Source organism: Actinobacillus succinogenes 130Z, from assembly GCF_000017245.1.
In the GTDB taxonomy this organism is placed as follows: Bacteria; Pseudomonadota; Gammaproteobacteria; order Enterobacterales; family Pasteurellaceae; genus Exercitatus; species Exercitatus succinogenes.
Genome location: NC_009655.1, coordinates 973,856 through 991,105, shown reverse-complemented (window position 1 = coordinate 991,105; position 17,250 = coordinate 973,856). Strand labels below are relative to the sequence as shown.

Annotated in this window: 15 protein-coding genes; 5 read left to right on the top strand and 10 right to left on the bottom strand. The window is 44.8% G+C overall.

The genetic code is table 11. The annotated features are described in order from the left end of the window. Window positions 1–27 precede the first annotated feature (27 nt). Together hisC and serC are read right to left on the bottom strand one after the other, a co-directional pair. The gene (hisC, locus tag ASUC_RS04790) at window positions 28–1,128 is read right to left on the bottom strand and encodes a histidinol-phosphate transaminase (RefSeq protein WP_012072668.1); all 1,101 of its coding nucleotides are present in this window, start codon (window positions 1,126–1,128) and stop codon (window positions 28–30) included. A 93-nt stretch (window positions 1,129–1,221) separates the two neighbouring features. Continuing rightward, entirely contained in the window at window positions 1,222–2,310 is a 1,089-nt protein-coding gene (serC, locus tag ASUC_RS04785; RefSeq protein WP_012072667.1) for a 3-phosphoserine/phosphohydroxythreonine transaminase, read from the bottom strand. A gap of 190 nt (window positions 2,311–2,500) precedes the next feature. Here serC and ASUC_RS04780 point away from each other — a divergent pair, with 190 nt between their 5' ends. Continuing rightward, on the top strand, window positions 2,501–2,845 hold the full coding sequence (locus ASUC_RS04780; RefSeq protein WP_012072666.1) for a DUF496 family protein: 345 nt from the start codon (window positions 2,501–2,503) through the stop codon (window positions 2,843–2,845). A gap of 53 nt (window positions 2,846–2,898) precedes the next feature. Here the strand turns inward: ASUC_RS04780 and cgtA are convergent, their stop codons facing one another. The 4 genes from cgtA to rplU all read right to left on the bottom strand — a co-directional run bounded on the left by cgtA (window position 2,899) and on the right by rplU (window position 5,678). Further along, complete coding sequence (gene cgtA / locus ASUC_RS04775) at window positions 2,899–4,074, bottom strand: Obg family GTPase CgtA (RefSeq protein WP_012072665.1); 1,176 nt, start codon at window positions 4,072–4,074, stop codon at window positions 2,899–2,901. Between the two features lie 2 nt (window positions 4,075–4,076). After that, on the bottom strand, window positions 4,077–5,000 hold the full coding sequence (locus tag ASUC_RS04770) for a DMT family transporter (RefSeq protein WP_012072664.1): 924 nt from the start codon (window positions 4,998–5,000) through the stop codon (window positions 4,077–4,079). A gap of 88 nt (window positions 5,001–5,088) precedes the next feature. Continuing rightward, window positions 5,089–5,346: a 50S ribosomal protein L27 gene (gene rpmA / locus ASUC_RS04765; protein ID WP_005760959.1), complete on the bottom strand. Its 258-nt coding sequence runs from the start codon at window positions 5,344–5,346 to the stop codon at window positions 5,089–5,091. A gap of 20 nt (window positions 5,347–5,366) precedes the next feature. Then, on the bottom strand, window positions 5,367–5,678 hold the full coding sequence (gene rplU / locus ASUC_RS04760) for a 50S ribosomal protein L21 (protein WP_012072663.1): 312 nt from the start codon (window positions 5,676–5,678) through the stop codon (window positions 5,367–5,369). A 251-nt stretch (window positions 5,679–5,929) separates the two neighbouring features. Here rplU and ispB point away from each other — a divergent pair, with 251 nt between their 5' ends. Further along, window positions 5,930–6,901 (top strand): octaprenyl diphosphate synthase, encoded by a 972-nt coding sequence (gene ispB / locus ASUC_RS04755; RefSeq protein WP_099045229.1) that lies wholly within the window; start codon window positions 5,930–5,932, stop codon window positions 6,899–6,901. A gap of 48 nt (window positions 6,902–6,949) precedes the next feature. Continuing rightward, window positions 6,950–7,753 (top strand): epoxyqueuosine reductase QueH, encoded by an 804-nt coding sequence (locus tag ASUC_RS04750; protein ID WP_012072661.1) that lies wholly within the window; start codon window positions 6,950–6,952, stop codon window positions 7,751–7,753. Window positions 7,754–7,834: 81 nt separating this feature from the next. Here ASUC_RS04750 and ASUC_RS04745 read toward each other — a convergent pair whose 3' ends face one another. From ASUC_RS04745 to rng, 4 genes are all read right to left on the bottom strand, one after another. Further along, complete coding sequence (locus tag ASUC_RS04745) at window positions 7,835–9,250, bottom strand: sucrose-specific PTS transporter subunit IIBC (protein ID WP_012072660.1); 1,416 nt, start codon at window positions 9,248–9,250, stop codon at window positions 7,835–7,837. Window positions 9,251–9,744: 494 nt separating this feature from the next. After that, window positions 9,745–10,944, bottom strand: coding sequence for an aspartate aminotransferase family protein (locus ASUC_RS04740; protein ID WP_012072659.1), 1,200 nt, complete (start codon window positions 10,942–10,944; stop codon window positions 9,745–9,747). 442 nt (window positions 10,945–11,386) lie between these two features. After that, the gene (gene tldD, locus ASUC_RS04735) at window positions 11,387–12,835 is read right to left on the bottom strand and encodes a metalloprotease TldD (protein WP_012072658.1); all 1,449 of its coding nucleotides are present in this window, start codon (window positions 12,833–12,835) and stop codon (window positions 11,387–11,389) included. A gap of 145 nt (window positions 12,836–12,980) precedes the next feature. After that, a complete protein-coding gene (gene rng / locus ASUC_RS04730) occupies window positions 12,981–14,459 on the bottom strand; it encodes a ribonuclease G (protein ID WP_012072657.1) in 1,479 nt (492 codons plus the stop codon). Between the two features lie 254 nt (window positions 14,460–14,713). Between rng and putP the strand changes: the two genes are divergently transcribed. Both putP and cmoB read left to right on the top strand, forming a co-directional pair. Beyond that, window positions 14,714–16,228 (top strand): sodium/proline symporter PutP, encoded by a 1,515-nt coding sequence (gene putP, locus ASUC_RS04725; protein ID WP_012072656.1) that lies wholly within the window; start codon window positions 14,714–14,716, stop codon window positions 16,226–16,228. Further along, window positions 16,225–17,190: a tRNA 5-methoxyuridine(34)/uridine 5-oxyacetic acid(34) synthase CmoB gene (cmoB, locus tag ASUC_RS04720; protein ID WP_012072655.1), complete on the top strand. Its 966-nt coding sequence runs from the start codon at window positions 16,225–16,227 to the stop codon at window positions 17,188–17,190. Before putP ends, cmoB begins: the two co-directional genes overlap by 4 nt. The last annotated feature ends 60 nt before the right edge of the window (window positions 17,191–17,250 follow it).

Sequence of the window (17,250 nt, the reverse complement as noted above, 5' to 3'; positions counted from 1 at the left end):
CGCGCCGAAAGACTGTCGATAGCTAATTTATTTCAAATTTAAAATTTTAATTAATGCGCTGAACAAACGATCATTTTCCTGCGGCAAACCGATGCTGACCCGCAAATGATTCGGCATACCGTAACCGGCTATCGGACGCACAATCACACCTTCGTGCAATAAGGCATCGTAAATCGATGCCGCCGGACGCTCAAAATCAATAGTAATAAAATTACCTTTGGACGGAATGTATTTCAATCCGTATTGCTGGCAAAATGCTTCATAACGTTTTAGTTCGTGACGGTTGTTCTCCGCCACTTTATCCACAAAAGCGTCATCGTTTAACACCGCCACCGCCGCAGCTAACGCCAAACTGTTCACATTAAAGGGTTGACGCACACGATTGAATAAACCGGTGATTTCTTCGTTCGCCGCCGCATAACCGATTCGCAATCCCGCTAAACCATAGGCTTTGGATAATGTACGGGATACGACTAAATTCGGATATTTTTTTAATAATGCGAAAGAATCCACGCGTTCCTCTTTAGCGGTAAATTCAGTGTAGGCTTCGTCCAAAACCACAATAATATCCGAGCGCACTTTTGCCAGAAACGCATCAATTTCGTTATGGGTTAAGAAGTTCCCCGTCGGGTTATTCGGATTAGAAATGTAAATTAATTTGGTTTTTTCATTGATCGCCGCTAAGAAGCCGTCCAAATCATGCCCCCAGTTTTTTGCCGGAATTTCTCGGGCGACGGCATTAATCGCTTTGGTAATCAACGGGTAAACGATGAAAGCGTATTGGGAAAAAATCACTTCGTCATGCTCTGAAACGAAAGTATGGGCAAACAATTCCACCAAATCGTTAGAACCGTTACCCAATGTGATTTGTTCCGGCTTTAAGCCGAATTTTTTAGCAATCGTCTGTTTTAAGGTAAAACCGTTGCTGTCGGGATAACGGGTGAGGGAATCCAATTGTTCGCGAATAGCGTTTTTGGCACTTTCAGGAAAACCGAAAGGATTTTCGTTGGAAGCCAGTTTAATGATGTTTGTAATACCTAACTCGCGTTCAAGTTCTTCGATAGGTTTTCCCGCTTGATAAGGAGAAAGGGATTGGACGCCCTGGTTGGCTCGTTGTAAAAATGTCATAATTTTCGACCGCACTTTTTTAAAGATTACCGGGCACAATACCGCCCGTCATAACTATTTGAAATCGAACGAATCGCATTCATCCGAAATTTATTATGCGTTTTCCGCTTCGAATTTTTTCATAAACTCGATTAACGCCTGCACGCCTTCAATCGGCATAGCATTATAAATAGAAGCCCGCATACCGCCTAATACCTTATGCCCTTTCAGTGCGTGTAAACCGGCCGCCGTCGCTTCGGCTACAAATTTCATGTTGAGTTCGTCGTTATCGGTGGTGAAAGTGACATTCATTACGGAGCGGTTCGGTTTCGCAATATAATTACGGTAGAATTTATTTTGATCTAAGAAATCATACAGCAGTTCGGCTTTCGCCGCGTTACGTCGGGCATAAACTTCGATACCGCCTTCCGCCAGCATCTGCTGGAACACTAAGGCGCATAAATACCACGCGAATGTCGGCGGTGTGTTGATCATAGAATCCGCGTCCACCTGCACTGCGTAATTCCAAATTGACGGCGTTACCTGACGGGCATGGCCGATCAAATCTTCACGCACAATGACTAAAGTAATCCCGGCCGGCCCTAAATTCTTTTGCGCGCCGGCATAAATCAAACCGAATTGGCTGATATCGATTTGTTTTGACATGATATCCGAGGACATATCCGCTACTAAAACCGCATTCCCTACATTCGGCACTTCTTTAATCTGCACGCCGGTAATAGTTTCGTTGGTACAGTAATGCACGTAATCGTATTGTTGCGCAATATCGCTAAAATCCGTGCGAGTCACGCCGATCACGCCGTTTACGTCTTTTCCGGTAATATTGATTTCATCGATTTCACAGAAGTTTCGCGCTTCTTTCGCCGCCATAGCGGACCAGTGACCACTGTTCAAATAAAGAGCCTTTCCTTTTGTACCGATTAAATTCATCGGCACTGCGGCGAACTGACCGCGTGCACCGCCTTGCAAGAAAAGGATTTTGTAATTATCGGGGACATTAAACAGCTGACGCAGGTCTTTATCCGCTTGCACGATTAAATCCATAAAATACTTGCCGCGATGACTGACTTCCATTACGGAAGTGCCTTGATTCCGCCAATTCAATAATTCTGCTTGCGCTTTTCTTAAAACCGCTTGCGGCATCATTGCCGGACCCGCGCTGAAATTAAACACCTGTGTCATAATTTGCATCCTGATTGTTTTGAGTATAATTCGGTATTTTTACCACCTTGAGTCCGTCTAGGCAACGAATTTCAGGCAAATTCGCAGAAAAAATTGATCTACTCCACAAATTCTTTTTTAACACTTTGACGCCATAATAAAAAAACGTTAGATTACTTTTATCTTTATCCAACCCTTAGTGAGTAAAATTATGGAAAATGTGAACAAACAATCCTTCCAAGAAGTTTTAGAATATGTCCGAATTAATCGTCAACGTAATAAATTATTACGTGAAATCGGTGACTGCGAACGTAAAATCCGCGACAACAAAAAACGCGTTCTGTTGCTGGATAATCTCACCGACTATATTCAAGACAATATGACTATCGAGGATATACGGGCAATTATCAATAACATGCATGATGACTATGAAAACCGTGTCGATGATTATGTGATTAAAGCGGCGGAATTGTCCAAGCAGCGTCGTGATTTGAAAACACGTATGAAAGAATTGAAGGCCTCGCATGCGGCATTGGCAAAAAAAGGAAAAGAATAAAACAAAAAAAGTGCGGTCAATTTTGACCGCACTTTTCACTATATTCCGGAGAATTAATTCCCGCCGCGTTCGTAGATAGTTTCTACGCCTTCATCATCTTCTTCCGACCAGTCGTCCCAGAAATCATCGTCTTCATCAACCGCACTTTCCATCGCTTGTTGGTGATAATCATCCCATTTGAATTTGACTTCGTCAGCCGGTTTGTCTTCTTCCGTTTCACGCGGATGGGCTTCAAGGAAATCCATGATATCATGGGTTAATTCGGAAACATTTTTGCCCGTTGCCGCCGAAATCAAGAAATAGTTATCCTCATAGCCGAGGCGTTCGACAATTTCTTCAACACGTGCCGTCGCCTCTTCGTCACTCATAGTGTCAATCTTATTGAATACCAACCAACGCGGTTTATCCGCTAACTTTTCGCTATACTGGAATAACTCGTTCTCTATAATAGCAATATTGTCGGCGGGATCACTTTCGTCAAGCGGCGCAATATCCACCAAATGGATCAATACGCGGCAACGCTCCAAATGTTTCAGGAAGCGAATTCCGAGTCCCGCCCCTTCGGATGCATTTTCAATCAGACCGGGAATATCCGCCACCACGAAGCTGCGATCGGAACCGACCCGTGCTACGCCTAAGCTCGGTACCAATGTGGTGAACGGATAATCCGCCACTTTCGGTTTTGCTGCGGAAACCGCCCGAATAAAAGTGGATTTACCGGCATTCGGCAAACCGAGCATACCCACATCGGCAAGTAACATTAATTCAAGCTGTAAATCGCGTTTTTCTCCCGGCGTACCCATGGTTTTTTGGCGCGGTGCACGATTTACCGACGATTTAAACCGGGTATTACCTAAGCCGTGGTAACCGCCTTTCGCTATCAACAGTTTACTACCGTGCTTAGTTAAATCCCCCAAAATTTCTTTAGTGTCATGATCAATCGCACGGGTTCCTACCGGCACGCGCAGGGTAATATCTTTCCCGCGCTTACCGGTACAATCCGAACTACGGCCGTTTTCACCGCGTTCGGCGGCAAAACGTTTCTCAAAACGATAGTCGATCAATGTGTTTAGGTTTTCATCGGCAATGAGATAAACATCGCCGCCGTCACCGCCGTCCCCACCGTCCGGTCCGCCTTTCGGAATATATTTTTCACGCCGGAAACTCACACAACCGTTGCCGCCGTCTCCCGCTTCAATACGAATCAAAGCTTCATCAATAAATTTCATTTTTATACCTTTTTATACTTGAACAATTTATATCCCACCGCAGAGATAATTGCTCCTAATACTACAACAAATGCCCCGATATAACTAATGTTATTAAGATGAGGCATAACAAAATGTTCCGGATTAATCTCATGTAAAAGATGAGAAAATAAAATAGTAAACAGCGGTACTAAAGTAATCACCACGCTGACTTTCGAGACATCCCACCGATTTAGCGCTTCAGCATAAGCACCGTAGCCAATCAGCGTATTTAAACAACAATAAATAAAACAGCCTAAAGTAAAACCGTTTAATGCTTCAATTTGTGAAAATTTTGCGAACGGGGTAAACACAATCACGCATCCCGCATACATAATCAATAGAATTTGCTGAGCGGTGAATACGCGCGACATCAATTTTTGCGCCATCCCGTACCCGACCCAGATGATAGCGGCCGATATGCTTAACATAATTCCCGTAGAATATCTATTAACACCGAACAACATAGTGAATTTATCATTAAAAAATAAACCCAATCCAAGAATTAAGATCGCCAAACCCAGTTTTTGATGAAATCCCAATTTTTCTTTGAATACAAAAACGCCACAAATTAACATCATAAAAGATGATAAATGAATAAAAATCTGCGCTACGGAAGGTTCGATATACTTCAGTGAAGAATTAAACAGAAAAAAGTTTCCCGCCAGCCCCAAAATACCCATTACGGATAATTGCCAATATCTTGAACTGAACTGTGTGAGACTTGGTAATTTTTTCTTCCACACCAATAATAGAAATAAAGCAAAAGACGCCACTAAAAAGCGATACCATACGATGCTTTCCGCATTCATTACCCGAAGCACATTTTGCAATGCAATAGGTAATGAACCCCACGCCATCGCAGTAATTAAGGCAAATATAAAGCCTAAAACAGGTTGCCGATTCATATTTTCACATTAAACAATATAAAAATGCCCCACAAAACTGTGGGGCATCCTAAATTTCATACAATTCGAAATTATTACGTTTTATCGATTACTCAGTAACGATACTGACGTATTTACGGCTTTTCTCACCCTTAACTTCAAATTTTACTTTACCGTCTGCAGTTGCGAATAAAGTATGGTCACGACCCATACCGACGTTACTGCCTGCGTGGAATTTAGTACCACGTTGACGAACGATAATGCTGCCTGCTAATACGGATTCACCACCGAAACGTTTAACACCAAGGCGTTTAGCTTCAGAATCGCGACCGTTACGAGTTGAACCACCAGCTTTTTTAGTTGCCATCTACTTGCTCTCCTCTGAAATTATGCTTGAATCCCAGTGATTTTCACTTCTGTGAACCACTGACGATGACCTTGTTGTTTACGACTGTGTTTACGGCGACGGAACTTAACGATTTTAACTTTATCGCCACGCCCCTGAGCCACAACTTCAGCCACTACTTTTGCGCCGGAAACAACCGGTGCACCGATTTTTACATCTTCGCCGTTAACGACCATCAACACTGAATCGAATTCAACTGTTTCGCCAGTTGCCAATTCAAGTTTTTCTAAACGAACAACTTGACCTTCGCTTACACGATGTTGTTTACCGCCACTTTGGAAAACTGCGTACATAAATACTCCGCTAATATCGTGCTTATAACATCACTTTGTTTATAGCACGTCAAAACCATATAAATAGGTCGCAAATTCTACGGAAAAATCCGAGGGATAGCAAGCGTTTCTTTATAAGAAAATAAAAAAATTGTGAAATCCGTCGGTTTCATTTTAGATATGATAAAAAATCGGTTAAACTTGACCGCACTTTTCATCAATCGACGCCCATTTATTCACGGATCGGCATAATGACAACACATAATAACCTCATGGACATTAAAGCGATTCAGGCTTTGATCGAGCCGGATATGCAAAAAGTGAACACGGAAATTTTAGCACAGCTCAATTCCGACGTCGCTTTAATTAACCAACTCGGTTTCTATATCATTCAGGGCGGCGGCAAACGTATTCGTCCGATGATCGCCCTACTGGCCGCCCGCGCATTGAATTACGAAGGCGAAAAAATGCCGGTATGCGCCGCCTTTATTGAATTTATTCATACCGCAAGCCTGTTACATGACGATGTAGTGGACGAATCGGATATGCGCCGCGGACGAGCCACGGCAAATGCGGCATTCGGAAATGCCGCCAGCGTCTTGGTGGGCGACTTTATCTATACCCGAGCATTTCAATTAATGGCTAAACTCAACTCATTGAAAATGTTAACCATTATGTCTGACGCCACCAATGTATTGGCGGAAGGCGAAGTACAGCAGTTAATGAATGTGAACGATCCGGAAACCACCGAAGAAAATTACATGAAAGTGATTTACCGCAAAACCGCTCGCTTATTTGAAGTTTCCACTCAAGCGGCGGCGATTATGGCAAATGCAGATGAAAAAATCGAATCGGCGTTGCAGCAATACGGGCGTTATCTCGGTACGGCTTTCCAATTGGTGGATGACGTATTGGATTATAGTGCCCAAGCAGAAACTATGGGTAAAAATGTAGGTGATGATTTAGCGGAAGGTAAACCGACTTTGCCTTTGCTGCACGCAATGCGTCACGGCACGGAGGAACAATCAGCACTTATTCGATCGGCAATCGAACAAGGCGGCAAACGGGAAATTATTGCCGAGGTGCTTGCCATTATGGCACAACATAAATCGCTCGATCACGCCATGGAACGTGCCAAAGCGGAAGCGCAAAAAGCGGTAGATGCGCTAACGATCCTGCCGGATAACGAATATAAACGAGCACTGATATCCCTGGCTTATCAATCCGTGAACAGAACGTATTAATCAGCATTTCGGGGCGTAAAAAACGCCCTTATTTTTTAGGAAAGTGTGATGACCGAAAAGAATATATCCGCACAAAGTGCGGTCGACAAAGACAATATTTCTTCCCGTTCCGAACAAATACAAAACGGACAATCTTCAACCCAACAGATAACGGGTTCCTTTGAACCGAAACGAAAAAAACGCAAACGGGATCCCGATGCACCTTATGTCCGTCCTCAACTCGAACTGCCGAACGGACATCGAAAATTACTACTACACACCTGTTGCGCGCCTTGTGCGGGCGAAATTATCGCTGCGGTAATGGCGTCCAATGTGGAATTTACCATTTTCTTTTATAATCCCAATATTCATCCGCATAAGGAATATTTAATCCGTAAAGAAGAAAATAAACGCTTTGCGGAAAAAAATAACATCCCTTTTATTGATGCGGATTATGACCGTGCAGAATGGTTTGAACGGGTGAAAGGATTGGAACACGAACCCGAGCGAGGTGCCCGTTGTACCAAATGTTTCGATATGCGTTTAGAACGTACAGCGCTTTACGCCCATGAAAACGGATTCCCCGTTATCGCCACCAGTCTGGGTATTTCCCGTTGGAAAAATCAGCAACAGGTTTACGATTGCGGACGTCGTGCCGCCGCCCGTTATGACGACGTGATATTCTGGGATTTCAACTGGCGTAAAGACGGCGGTTCCGCCCGTTCAGACAGAATCCGTAAAGAGGAAGGATTCTACAAACAGGAATATTGCGGCTGCGTTTATTCCCTGCGGGATGCCAACCAATGGCGCGAATCCAAAGGATTAGGCAAAATCGAAATCGGCAAAACCTTCTATTCTTTGGACGAAAAATAGTTTTAACTGATACATAAAAAACTGACCCAAAAAGCACCGCACTTTTTATTCCGTGCGGTGCTTTTGCACATTTTTACACGATTATGCTTGCGATTTAGCGCGCGCACCCAAAACCAAAGCGACAATAAAGGCTACGCTGAAAGAAATCGCCATGCCCACGGCATACATTCCCCAATCGCCCGCACGAATAGAGGCTATACCCACTAAACCGGCGGCACCGAGTGCGGTGGCTTTAACGTTAAAATACGCGATAAACGCCGCCGCCAAACCGGAACCGATCATCGCCGCATAGAACGGATAACGGAAACGTAAATTCACCCCGAACATCGCCGGTTCGGTAATACCTAATAAAGCTGAAATACCTGACGGCACGGCAAGTCCGCGGGTTTTCGCATCCCGGTTCAACACGGCAACCGCCAAACAGGCGGCACCCTGTGCGATGTTCGACATGGCGGCAATCGGGAAAATAAAGGTCGCCGCCGTACTTGCCAATAACTGGGTTTCAATCGCAATAAAGGTTTGATGCATACCGGTAATGACAATCGGTGCATACAAACCGCCGAATACGCCGCCCCCGATAAAACCTAAGGTATCATACAGCCAGGTTAACCCGGAACTCAGCAATTCCCCGGCGTCCCGCCCGAAAGGACCGATGACGGTAAACGCTAATAACCCGGTGATAAATAAAGAAAATAACGGCGTAATCAAATTATTTAATACGGACGGCACCACTTTAACGAAGAATTTTTCCAATGTCGCCAATACCCAGGAAGCTATCAGAACGGGAATGACCGTACCCTGATAACCGACTTTTTCAATACTGATCAAATCCAGAATATTCCAGGTTTGCAATGTTCCGTTTTGTACCGCTTCCGCATAACCGTAAGCATTGGTCAATGCCGGATGCACCAACAACATTCCCAGCGTTGCGCCCAGATACGGATTGCCACCGAATTTTTTAGTCGCCGTAAAACCGAGTAAGATAGGCAGAAACACGAAAGGCGCATTGGCGAAAGTATCGATTAATGCGGCGAGATCTCGATATTGCGGATAAAGATCCAGCAAAGACAGCCCTTCCCGAAACAAATCTTTGGCGGTAAAAATATTACCAATCCCCATCAGCAAACCGCCGGCGACGATAGCCGGAATAATCGGGACAAAGATTTCCGATAACCCTTTAATTAACCGCTGCACGATATTTTGCTGCGGTACGTTAGCGGCGGCCGCTTCTGCCGAGGCGGAAGATTCGCCGCCCATAATTTTCGCCATTTCCGCATGTACTTTATTTACCGTACCGGAACCGAAGATAATTTGATATTGTCCGGAAGTGGAAAACTGACCTTTTACGCCGTCAATATTTTCAATCGCCGCTTTATCAATTTTCGACTCATCGGCAATAGTCAAACGCAAGCGGGTCGCACAGTGAGCTAAAGTCGCTATATTTTCTTTGCCGCCGAGTTTATCAATAACCTGTCGGGCAATTTGCGGGAAATCCATAAAAAATCCTCCTGAAACGATTAAGTTATAGGAATTTTAACGAAAACAGGCGGATTTAACTAGAATAATTTTGTATTTTATTTGTTTATTGCAGAAAAATGCGGTCAAAAAACGCCGTGTTTTCCAAATTTAAGATGTCAATAGCTGTGAAAAGGCAAACGATTTACGGCACGTAACAATAATATAAAAAAACAACTGTTTTGAAGATTATTTCAAATTTCGACCATAAAAAAAGCCGGACTAAGGGAATCCGGCGTAAAAAGGGGTTTTATGAATAAAATACTTATATTCGTTTAACATCATCACAACGTTAAACGCGGTGAATTGTAAGGTTAATGTAAATCTATGTCAAGAAATTTATTCAAAATAATCTCAATATTTTGTAAAAATAATTTAAATGCTTATTTATCAATAAGTTATTAATCTTAAAATATATTAAAAAATAAAGCCGGTAATAACCGACTTTTAATTTATTAATTCTTCAACGTTAGAAATCAGAATGCCGCCAATGCTTTTGCGAGTTTTTCAATTCCCGTCATCACCTCTTCCTGTGAAATATTCAGCGCCGGCGCAAAGCGCAATACATTCGGGCCTGCGACTAAAATCATTAACCCGTTATCAGCGCAAGCTTTAACGAATTCTGCCGCTCTGCCGTGATATTTTTCGATTAACTCGGCGCCAATCAACAAACCTTCACCGCGCACATCGGTAAATAAATCGAACCGTTCGTTTAATCGGCGTAACTGAGCTTTAAAGAACTCGGAAGTGCGGTTAACACCGGCTAAAAATTCCGGCTGCGCAATAATATCCACCACTTTCGAGCCGATAGCGCAAGCCAACGGATTACCGCCGAAAGTCGTGCCGTGAACGCCCGGCGCAAAACTCTTAGCGATGTCGGCCGTAGTCATCATCGCGCTAATCGGAAATCCGTTCGCCAAGGCTTTTGCAGACGTTAAAATATCCGGCGTCACGCCGAATTTTTGATAAGCATATAATGCGCCGGTACGTCCGACGCCGGTTTGCACTTCATCGAAAATCAGCAGCGCATTATATTCATCGCAAAGTTCCCGTAAGCCCTGCAGAAATTCTTTTTTCGCGGGAATCACGCCGCTTTCACCTTGAATCGGTTCCACGATAATCGCACAGGTATGATCGTCGATCACTGCTTTTACGGCCTCTAAATCATTAAACGGCACATGAATAATGCCCGCCGGTTTCGGACCGAATCCATCGGAATACTTCGGTTGTCCGCCCACGCTGACAGTGAATAAAGTCCGACCGTGAAAACTCTGTTTGAAGGAAATAATGTTGTATTTTTGATAACCGAAACGATCTACCGCATAACGCCGAGCCAGTTTCAGCGCTGCTTCATTGGCTTCGGCACCGGAATTGGCAAACATCACACGTTCGGCAAAAGTATTGGCGACTAATTTATCGCCGAGTTCCAATGTCGGTTCGCTGGTGAACCAATTACTGGAATGCCATAATTTTTCGCCCTGCTCCTTTAATACGGCAACAACTTCATCCGCACAATGACCCAAGGCATTCACTGCGATTCCGCTGGTAAAGTCGATATATTCACGCCCGTTTTGATCCCACACTCGACTCCCTTTTCCTTTTACCGGTACAAAATTGGCGGGATTGTAGTTGGGTATCATTACTTCATCAAATTTACTGCGGGTATATTGTGTCATTTGTATTGTCCTTTTGGATGATGATGTTTGGTGGTAGGTTACGCCTTTTTGATTTATTATGCAATTATTTTGAATAAAAATTCAATTTGTTATTTACGTTCTTGCCCGTGCAAGCAAGTAACCAAAGAACACGCCCGACTTCGATGCGGCTCTTCGCTTGATTAAAATTTTCTTAACGGAAAATAAGTAAACTCGCTTGGCTCAAACAAACTTATTTTCCTGAAAATTTTAAGTCGCTCAGGTATCTCAGACGGGAGACGCATATTTTTGATCGAACACAGCAACAAAGTGCGGTCAAAAATTTAAATGTTTTTATAAACAATTTCAGAATGGAATTTTAGTGACAGCTCGACCCCGTTTTCGCTTACTTTTTTCTTTGGCAACGCAAAGAAAAAAGTAAGTTCCTATCACTGAGATTCGATTTCAATAAAAAAAGAAGAACTTAATTCGTTCCGCCCACAGTGATTTTTTCAATCTTACAAACCGGCTGGCCCACACCGACGGGAACGCTTTGTCCGTCTTTGCCGCATACGCCGATGCCGTGATCGATTTCCAGCTCGTTACCCACCATGGAAATCTGCTGCATCACTTCGATACCGTTGCCGATCATGGTAGCGCCTTTCACCGGTTTGGTGATTTTACCTTTCTCAATCAAATAGGCTTCCGACATGGAAAAGGTAAATTTACCCGAAGTAATATCCACCTGTCCGCCGCCGAAATGCGGCGCGAAAATACCGTAATCCACCGACGTAATAATGTCATCAAAACGGCTTTCGCCCGCCAGCATATAAGTATTCGTCATACGCGGCATCGGTAAATGGGCGTAACTTTCACGCCGGCCGTTACCCGTCGGCTGCACGCCCATCAAACGCGCATTCATTTTGTCCTGCATATATCCCTGCAGCACGCCGTTTTTAATCAGCACATTGCATTGGCTTGGTACGCCTTCATCATCAATAGTCATAGAGCCACGACGGTTTTGCAAGGTACCGTCGTCCACAATGGTACACAACGGCGATGTCACCAACTGCCCAATCTTGCCGCTGAACAACGAACTTTGTTTGCGGTTGAAATCCCCTTCCAAGCCGTGTCCTACCGCCTCGTGCAATAACACGCCCGGCCAGCCCGCTCCCAGCACCACCGGCATTAAACCGGAAGGTGCGGCAACGGCACCGACATTCACCAATGCCTGACGAACCGCTTCTTTGGCAAAATATACGGCACGCATTTCACCGTTGAAATCATCGAAGAACCAATTCAGACTAACCCGTCCGCCGACCCCTGCACTGCCCCGTTCCCGTTTGCCGTCTTTTTCCACCAGCACGGAAACCGATAACCGCACCAGCGGACGGATATCCGCCGCCAGCGTACCGTCGGTCGCCGCCACCAGCACTTCTTCGTAAAGTGCGGTCAAATTTGCGCTCACTTTTGTGACATATCGGCTTTCGGCACGCGCGGTGCGATCAACCAGACGTAATAAATCGATTTTCTGTTCTTTAGTTAAAGTATCCAACGGATTAATCGCGGCATAGCGTTGCACCGCTTGCACAGGCGTTAACATCACAGGCTGAATAATACGTTGTTCGCTCGTTACCGCAATTCCTTTCACCGCATTGGCACATTGGCACAAACTTGCCGAATTAATTTGATCGGAATAGGCAAAGCCGGTTTTCTCACCGCTCACCGCCCGCACACCGACCCCGCGATCAATATGAAATCCGCCTTCTCGGATAATTCCGTCTTCCAGCACCCAATTTTCATCCCGGCTGAGCTGAAAATAAAGATCCGCGTAATCAATACGGCGGTGAGACATTAAATCAAAAATATTCGGGATATCGGTTAAGGAGAGGTTGCTGTTGGTCAGTAAAGAACTTTGGACGGTATTTAACATATTCTTCTCTAAATAAAAAAATGATGATTCACGGCTTTTATTGAAGATTTATAAGTACAAAAGCCATAAAAAAGTGCGGTCGATTTTAACATAATTTTAAAACCTTGGAAAAAATCGACCGCACTTTGTTACACCACTGATGAAATTACATCACCACAACATCAAATTGTTCCTGGTGGTAAAAAACTTCGGATTTAATCTGCACTCGTTTACCAATAAAGACTTCGGTTTCCGCCAGCAAACCGTGGCTTTCTTCATTGATCAAATATTCCGCCACCGCCGGCGAAGCGTAAACCGTAAATATCTCACTGGCAAACAGATGATGAACGCGGATAATTTCACGCATAATTTCATAGCATACGGTTTCCACGGTTTTCACGTGTCCACGGCCCTGACAGGCGGGACAATCACTGCACAGAATATGTTCCAAACTTTCACGGGTACGCTTACGGGTCATTTCCACCAGACCTAACTGAGTGAAGCCGTTAACATTGGTTTTAACACGATCGCGCGTTAAAGCCTCTTCCAAGGAACGAATCACGCGGTTACGGTGATCGTCCGTTTGCATATCTATGAAATCAATGATGATAATACCGCCTAGATTACGCAATTGCAGCTGCTGGGCAATGGCTTTGGTAGCTTCGATATTGGTATTGAAAATCGTCTCTTCCAGATTACGGTGCCCTACAAATGCGCCGGTATTAATATCGATAGTGGTCATCGCTTCCGTTTGTTCGATAATGAGATAACCGCCGGATTTCAGGTTCACCCGTTTATTCAGCGCAGCATTAATTGCCGATTCCACACCGTACACATCAAACAGCGGTTGATTATTACCGGAATACAGCACTAATTTATCCGTCAGCTCCGGCATAAATTCTTCGGTAAATTCTTTCACTTCATTGAAACAAAGCTTAGAATCGATTCGGATTTTTTCGATACCTTGACCGATGAAATCCCGCAACACCCGTTGTGCCAGCGCCAGCTCGCCATAAATCATGGAACGGGTCGGATATTTACGTTTACGTTCCAATACTTTCAGCCATACACGCTTTAAAAAATCCGCGTCTTGTTTTAATTCCGCTTCCGTCACCCCTTCCGCCGCGGTACGAATAATATAGCCGCCTAATTCGTCACAATAAGGTTCTACCAAGGCTTTCAAGCGAGCCCGTTCTTCTTCGCTTTCAATGCGTTGCGACACGCCCACATGGCTGTTTTCCGGCATAAACACCAAATAGCGGGACGGCAAGGTAATATCGGTAGTTAAACGGGCGCCTTTGGTGCTGATAGGATCTTTCACTACCTGAACTACCAAATCCTGCCCTTCCCGCACCAGTTCCACAATATCTTTTACTACGAACTGCTTTTGTTCGTTTTCATCGACGCATTCCGTGTAACTGACAATATCCGATGCATGTAAAAATGCCGCTTTATCCAAGCCGATATCCACAAACGCCGACTGCATACCCGGCAATACCCGTGTTACCTTGCCCTTATAAATATTCCCGACAATCCCGCGTTTTGCCTGACGTTCAATATGCACTTCCTTTAATTCCGCATTATCCATTAATGCCACGCGGGTTTCGTTCGGCGTTACATTGACTAACAACTCTACTGAATTCATATACTACCTGAAAATTACATCTGATTAATCTTATAAGGATAACGAAAAGCAAAATAGAAAAACAAGCGGAATTCATGTAAAATGTGACCTTTCTCAAATTTAGCGTAAAAATCACCCTTCCATCGCCGTATACCGGTGCGGTCACAAAAAGCAAAACTTTTTGAATCAAACGCTGACTTTGTCGACGGACTAAAAGGGTGAGCAATTCTTTTTCAAGGATTACCAATAAAAAATCATAATTTCCGGAGTTTTTCATGTTTGGACTTGATCCAACCCTTATTACGTTTACTGTTTATATCATGGGTATGATAGCCATCGGCTTCCTCGCCTATCGTTACACCTCTAATCTTTCCGATTATATTCTGGGCGGTCGTCGCTTGGGTAGCTTTGTCACCGCCATGTCCGCCGGTGCCTCGGATATGTCCGGCTGGCTGTTAATGGGGCTACCCGGAGCGGTTTATGCGGCCGGATTAATCGAAGGCTGGATTGCCATCGGACTGACTCTCGGCGCCTATTGCAACTGGCGTTTTGTCGCGGGACGTTTACGCGTTCACACGGAATTTAACGACAATGCGCTCACGTTGCCCGAATACTTCCACAGCCGCTTCGGTACCAGCCATAAATTGTTAAAAATAACTTCCGCCACAATTATTCTGGTGTTTTTTACCATTTATTGCTCATCCGGTGTCGTTGCCGGAGCCAAACTGTTCCAAAACCTGTTTTCGGTGAATTATCATACCGCCCTCTGGTACGGTGCGTTGGCAACCGTTATTTATACGTTTATCGGCGGCTTTTTAGCGGTAAGCTGGACCGACACCATTCAAGCCACATTGATGATTTTCGCCCTGATTCTTACTCCGGTTTTCATTATCATCAACATCGGCGGATTGGATGCTTTCACATTCACTATCGCCCAGGCGGAACTGGCGGCAAACAAGGATTTCACCGACTTATTCACCGGAACGACGCCTCTCGGTTTATTCAGTCTGGCCGCATGGGGATTAGGTTATTTCGGACAACCTCATATTTTAGCGCGTTTCATGGCCGCCTATTCCGCCAAATCGCTCAATAAAGCCCGCCGTATCAGTATGACATGGATGATACTCTGCTTACTCGGCGCCATCGGTATCGGTTTTTTCGGCATCGCCTATTTTCATGCCAATCCGGAAGTTGCAGCTACCGTTAACGCTGAACACGAACAGGTCTTTATCGAACTGTCAAAATTATTGTTTAACCCTTGGATTGCAGGAATTCTACTGTCCGCTATTTTAGCCGCAGTAATGAGCACGCTCAGTTGTCAATTATTAATCGCCTCCAGCGCCATTACGGAAGATTTTTACAAAGGATTTATCCGTCCCGGGGCGTCCGATAAAGAATTGGTATGGCTGGGACGTATCATGGTGTTAACCATCGCGGGACTCGCCATTTGGATTGCGCAGGACGAAAACAATAAAGTATTGAAATTGGTCGAGTTTGCCTGGGCGGGTTTCGGCAGCGCATTCGGTCCGGTAGTGTTGCTCTCTTTATTTTGGAAACGTATGACCTCAAGCGGCGCGATGGCAGGTATGTTGGTCGGTGCCGTTATAGTTTTCGGCTGGAAACACTGGGTACCGGCAGACAGCATTTGGCATGGTGTTTATGAAATGATTCCCGCTTTCGGCTTAGCGTCGCTAAGCGTCATTATCGTATCATTACTGTCGCCAAAACCTGAGCGGCAAATTGAAGAGACCTTCAACCGAGCCAACCAAGCCTATAAGGACGCCCAATGATCGATTTTCGTCCGTTTTATCGGCAAATTGCCACCTCTAATTTATCCGCCTGGCTGGAAACCTTACCGTTACAGCTGAAAAACTGGGAAAAAAACACTCACGGCGAATATGCCAAATGGGCAAAAATCGTGGATTTTTTACCGGAATTAACAGCGGATCATCTTGATCTCAAAAATGCGGTCAAATCCGACCGCACTTTGCCGCTTTCCGAAGGCGAACGGCAACGTATTATTCACCATTTGCAACAACTGATGCCGTGGCGCAAAGGCCCTTACCATCTATACGGTATTCATGTGGATTGCGAATGGCGTTCCGATTTTAAATGGCAACGAGTACTGCCTCACTTAGCGCCGTTACAGGATCGCACCGTGTTGGATGTGGGTTGCGGCAGCGGTTACCACATGTGGCGTATGGTGGGCGAAGGAGCAAAAACGGTGGTGGGCATCGACCCGACCGAACTGTTTCTGTGTCAGTTCGAAGCGGTGCGTAAACTGCTGAATAACGATCGTCGCGCTAATTTAATTCCTTTAGGTATTGAAGAAATGCAACCTCTCGGCGTGTTTGATACGGTATTTTCCATGGGCGTGTTGTATCATCGCAAATCACCGCTGGATCATCTCACCCAACTGAAAAATCAATTACGCAAAGGCGGCGAACTGGTGCTGGAAACCTTGGTTATTGACGGCGATGAAAATACCGTCTTAGTGCCGGCAGACCGTTACGCCAAAATGAAAAACGTCTATTTCATTCCGTCGGTAGCCTGTTTAATCAACTGGCTGGGCAAATCGGGCTTCACTAATATTCGCTGCGTCGATGAAGCGGTCACTACCCTTGAAGAACAACGGAAAACCGATTGGCTGAACAATGAAAGCCTGATTGATTTTTTAGACCCGCAGGATCACAGCAAAACTATCGAAGGTTATCCGGCGCCGAAGCGGGCGGTGATTATTGCCAATAAATAAGCAAAAGTGCGGTCAAAAAAAGAAAAGTTTTTTAGGCAATAGGTTCGTCCTACATCATAA

Bases quoted from the DNA above. Each gene is read 5' to 3' on its own strand.
- cmoB (WP_012072655.1), top strand. From the start codon at position 16,225: ATGATCGATTTTCGTCCGTTTTATCGGCAAATTGCCACCTCTAATTTA.
- ispB (WP_099045229.1), top strand. From the start codon at position 5,930: ATGGACATTAAAGCGATTCAGGCTTTGATCGAGCCGGATATGCAAAAA.
- ASUC_RS04750 (WP_012072661.1), top strand. From the start codon at position 6,950: ATGACCGAAAAGAATATATCCGCACAAAGTGCGGTCGACAAAGACAAT.
- rpmA (WP_005760959.1), bottom strand. From the start codon at position 5,346: ATGGCAACTAAAAAAGCTGGTGGTTCAACTCGTAACGGTCGCGATTCT.
- ASUC_RS04745 (WP_012072660.1), bottom strand. From the start codon at position 9,250: ATGGATTTCCCGCAAATTGCCCGACAGGTTATTGATAAACTCGGCGGC.
- serC (WP_012072667.1), bottom strand. From the start codon at position 2,310: ATGACACAGGTGTTTAATTTCAGCGCGGGTCCGGCAATGATGCCGCAA.
- ASUC_RS04740 (WP_012072659.1), bottom strand. From the start codon at position 10,944: ATGACACAATATACCCGCAGTAAATTTGATGAAGTAATGATACCCAAC.
- rplU (WP_012072663.1), bottom strand. From the start codon at position 5,678: ATGTACGCAGTTTTCCAAAGTGGCGGTAAACAACATCGTGTAAGCGAA.
- putP (WP_012072656.1), top strand. From the start codon at position 14,714: ATGTTTGGACTTGATCCAACCCTTATTACGTTTACTGTTTATATCATG.
- ASUC_RS04780 (WP_012072666.1), top strand. From the start codon at position 2,501: ATGGAAAATGTGAACAAACAATCCTTCCAAGAAGTTTTAGAATATGTC.
- ASUC_RS04770 (WP_012072664.1), bottom strand. From the start codon at position 5,000: ATGAATCGGCAACCTGTTTTAGGCTTTATATTTGCCTTAATTACTGCG.
- hisC (WP_012072668.1), bottom strand. From the start codon at position 1,128: ATGACATTTTTACAACGAGCCAACCAGGGCGTCCAATCCCTTTCTCCT.
- cgtA (WP_012072665.1), bottom strand. From the start codon at position 4,074: ATGAAATTTATTGATGAAGCTTTGATTCGTATTGAAGCGGGAGACGGC.
- rng (WP_012072657.1), bottom strand. From the start codon at position 14,459: ATGAATTCAGTAGAGTTGTTAGTCAATGTAACGCCGAACGAAACCCGC.
- tldD (WP_012072658.1), bottom strand. From the start codon at position 12,835: ATGTTAAATACCGTCCAAAGTTCTTTACTGACCAACAGCAACCTCTCC.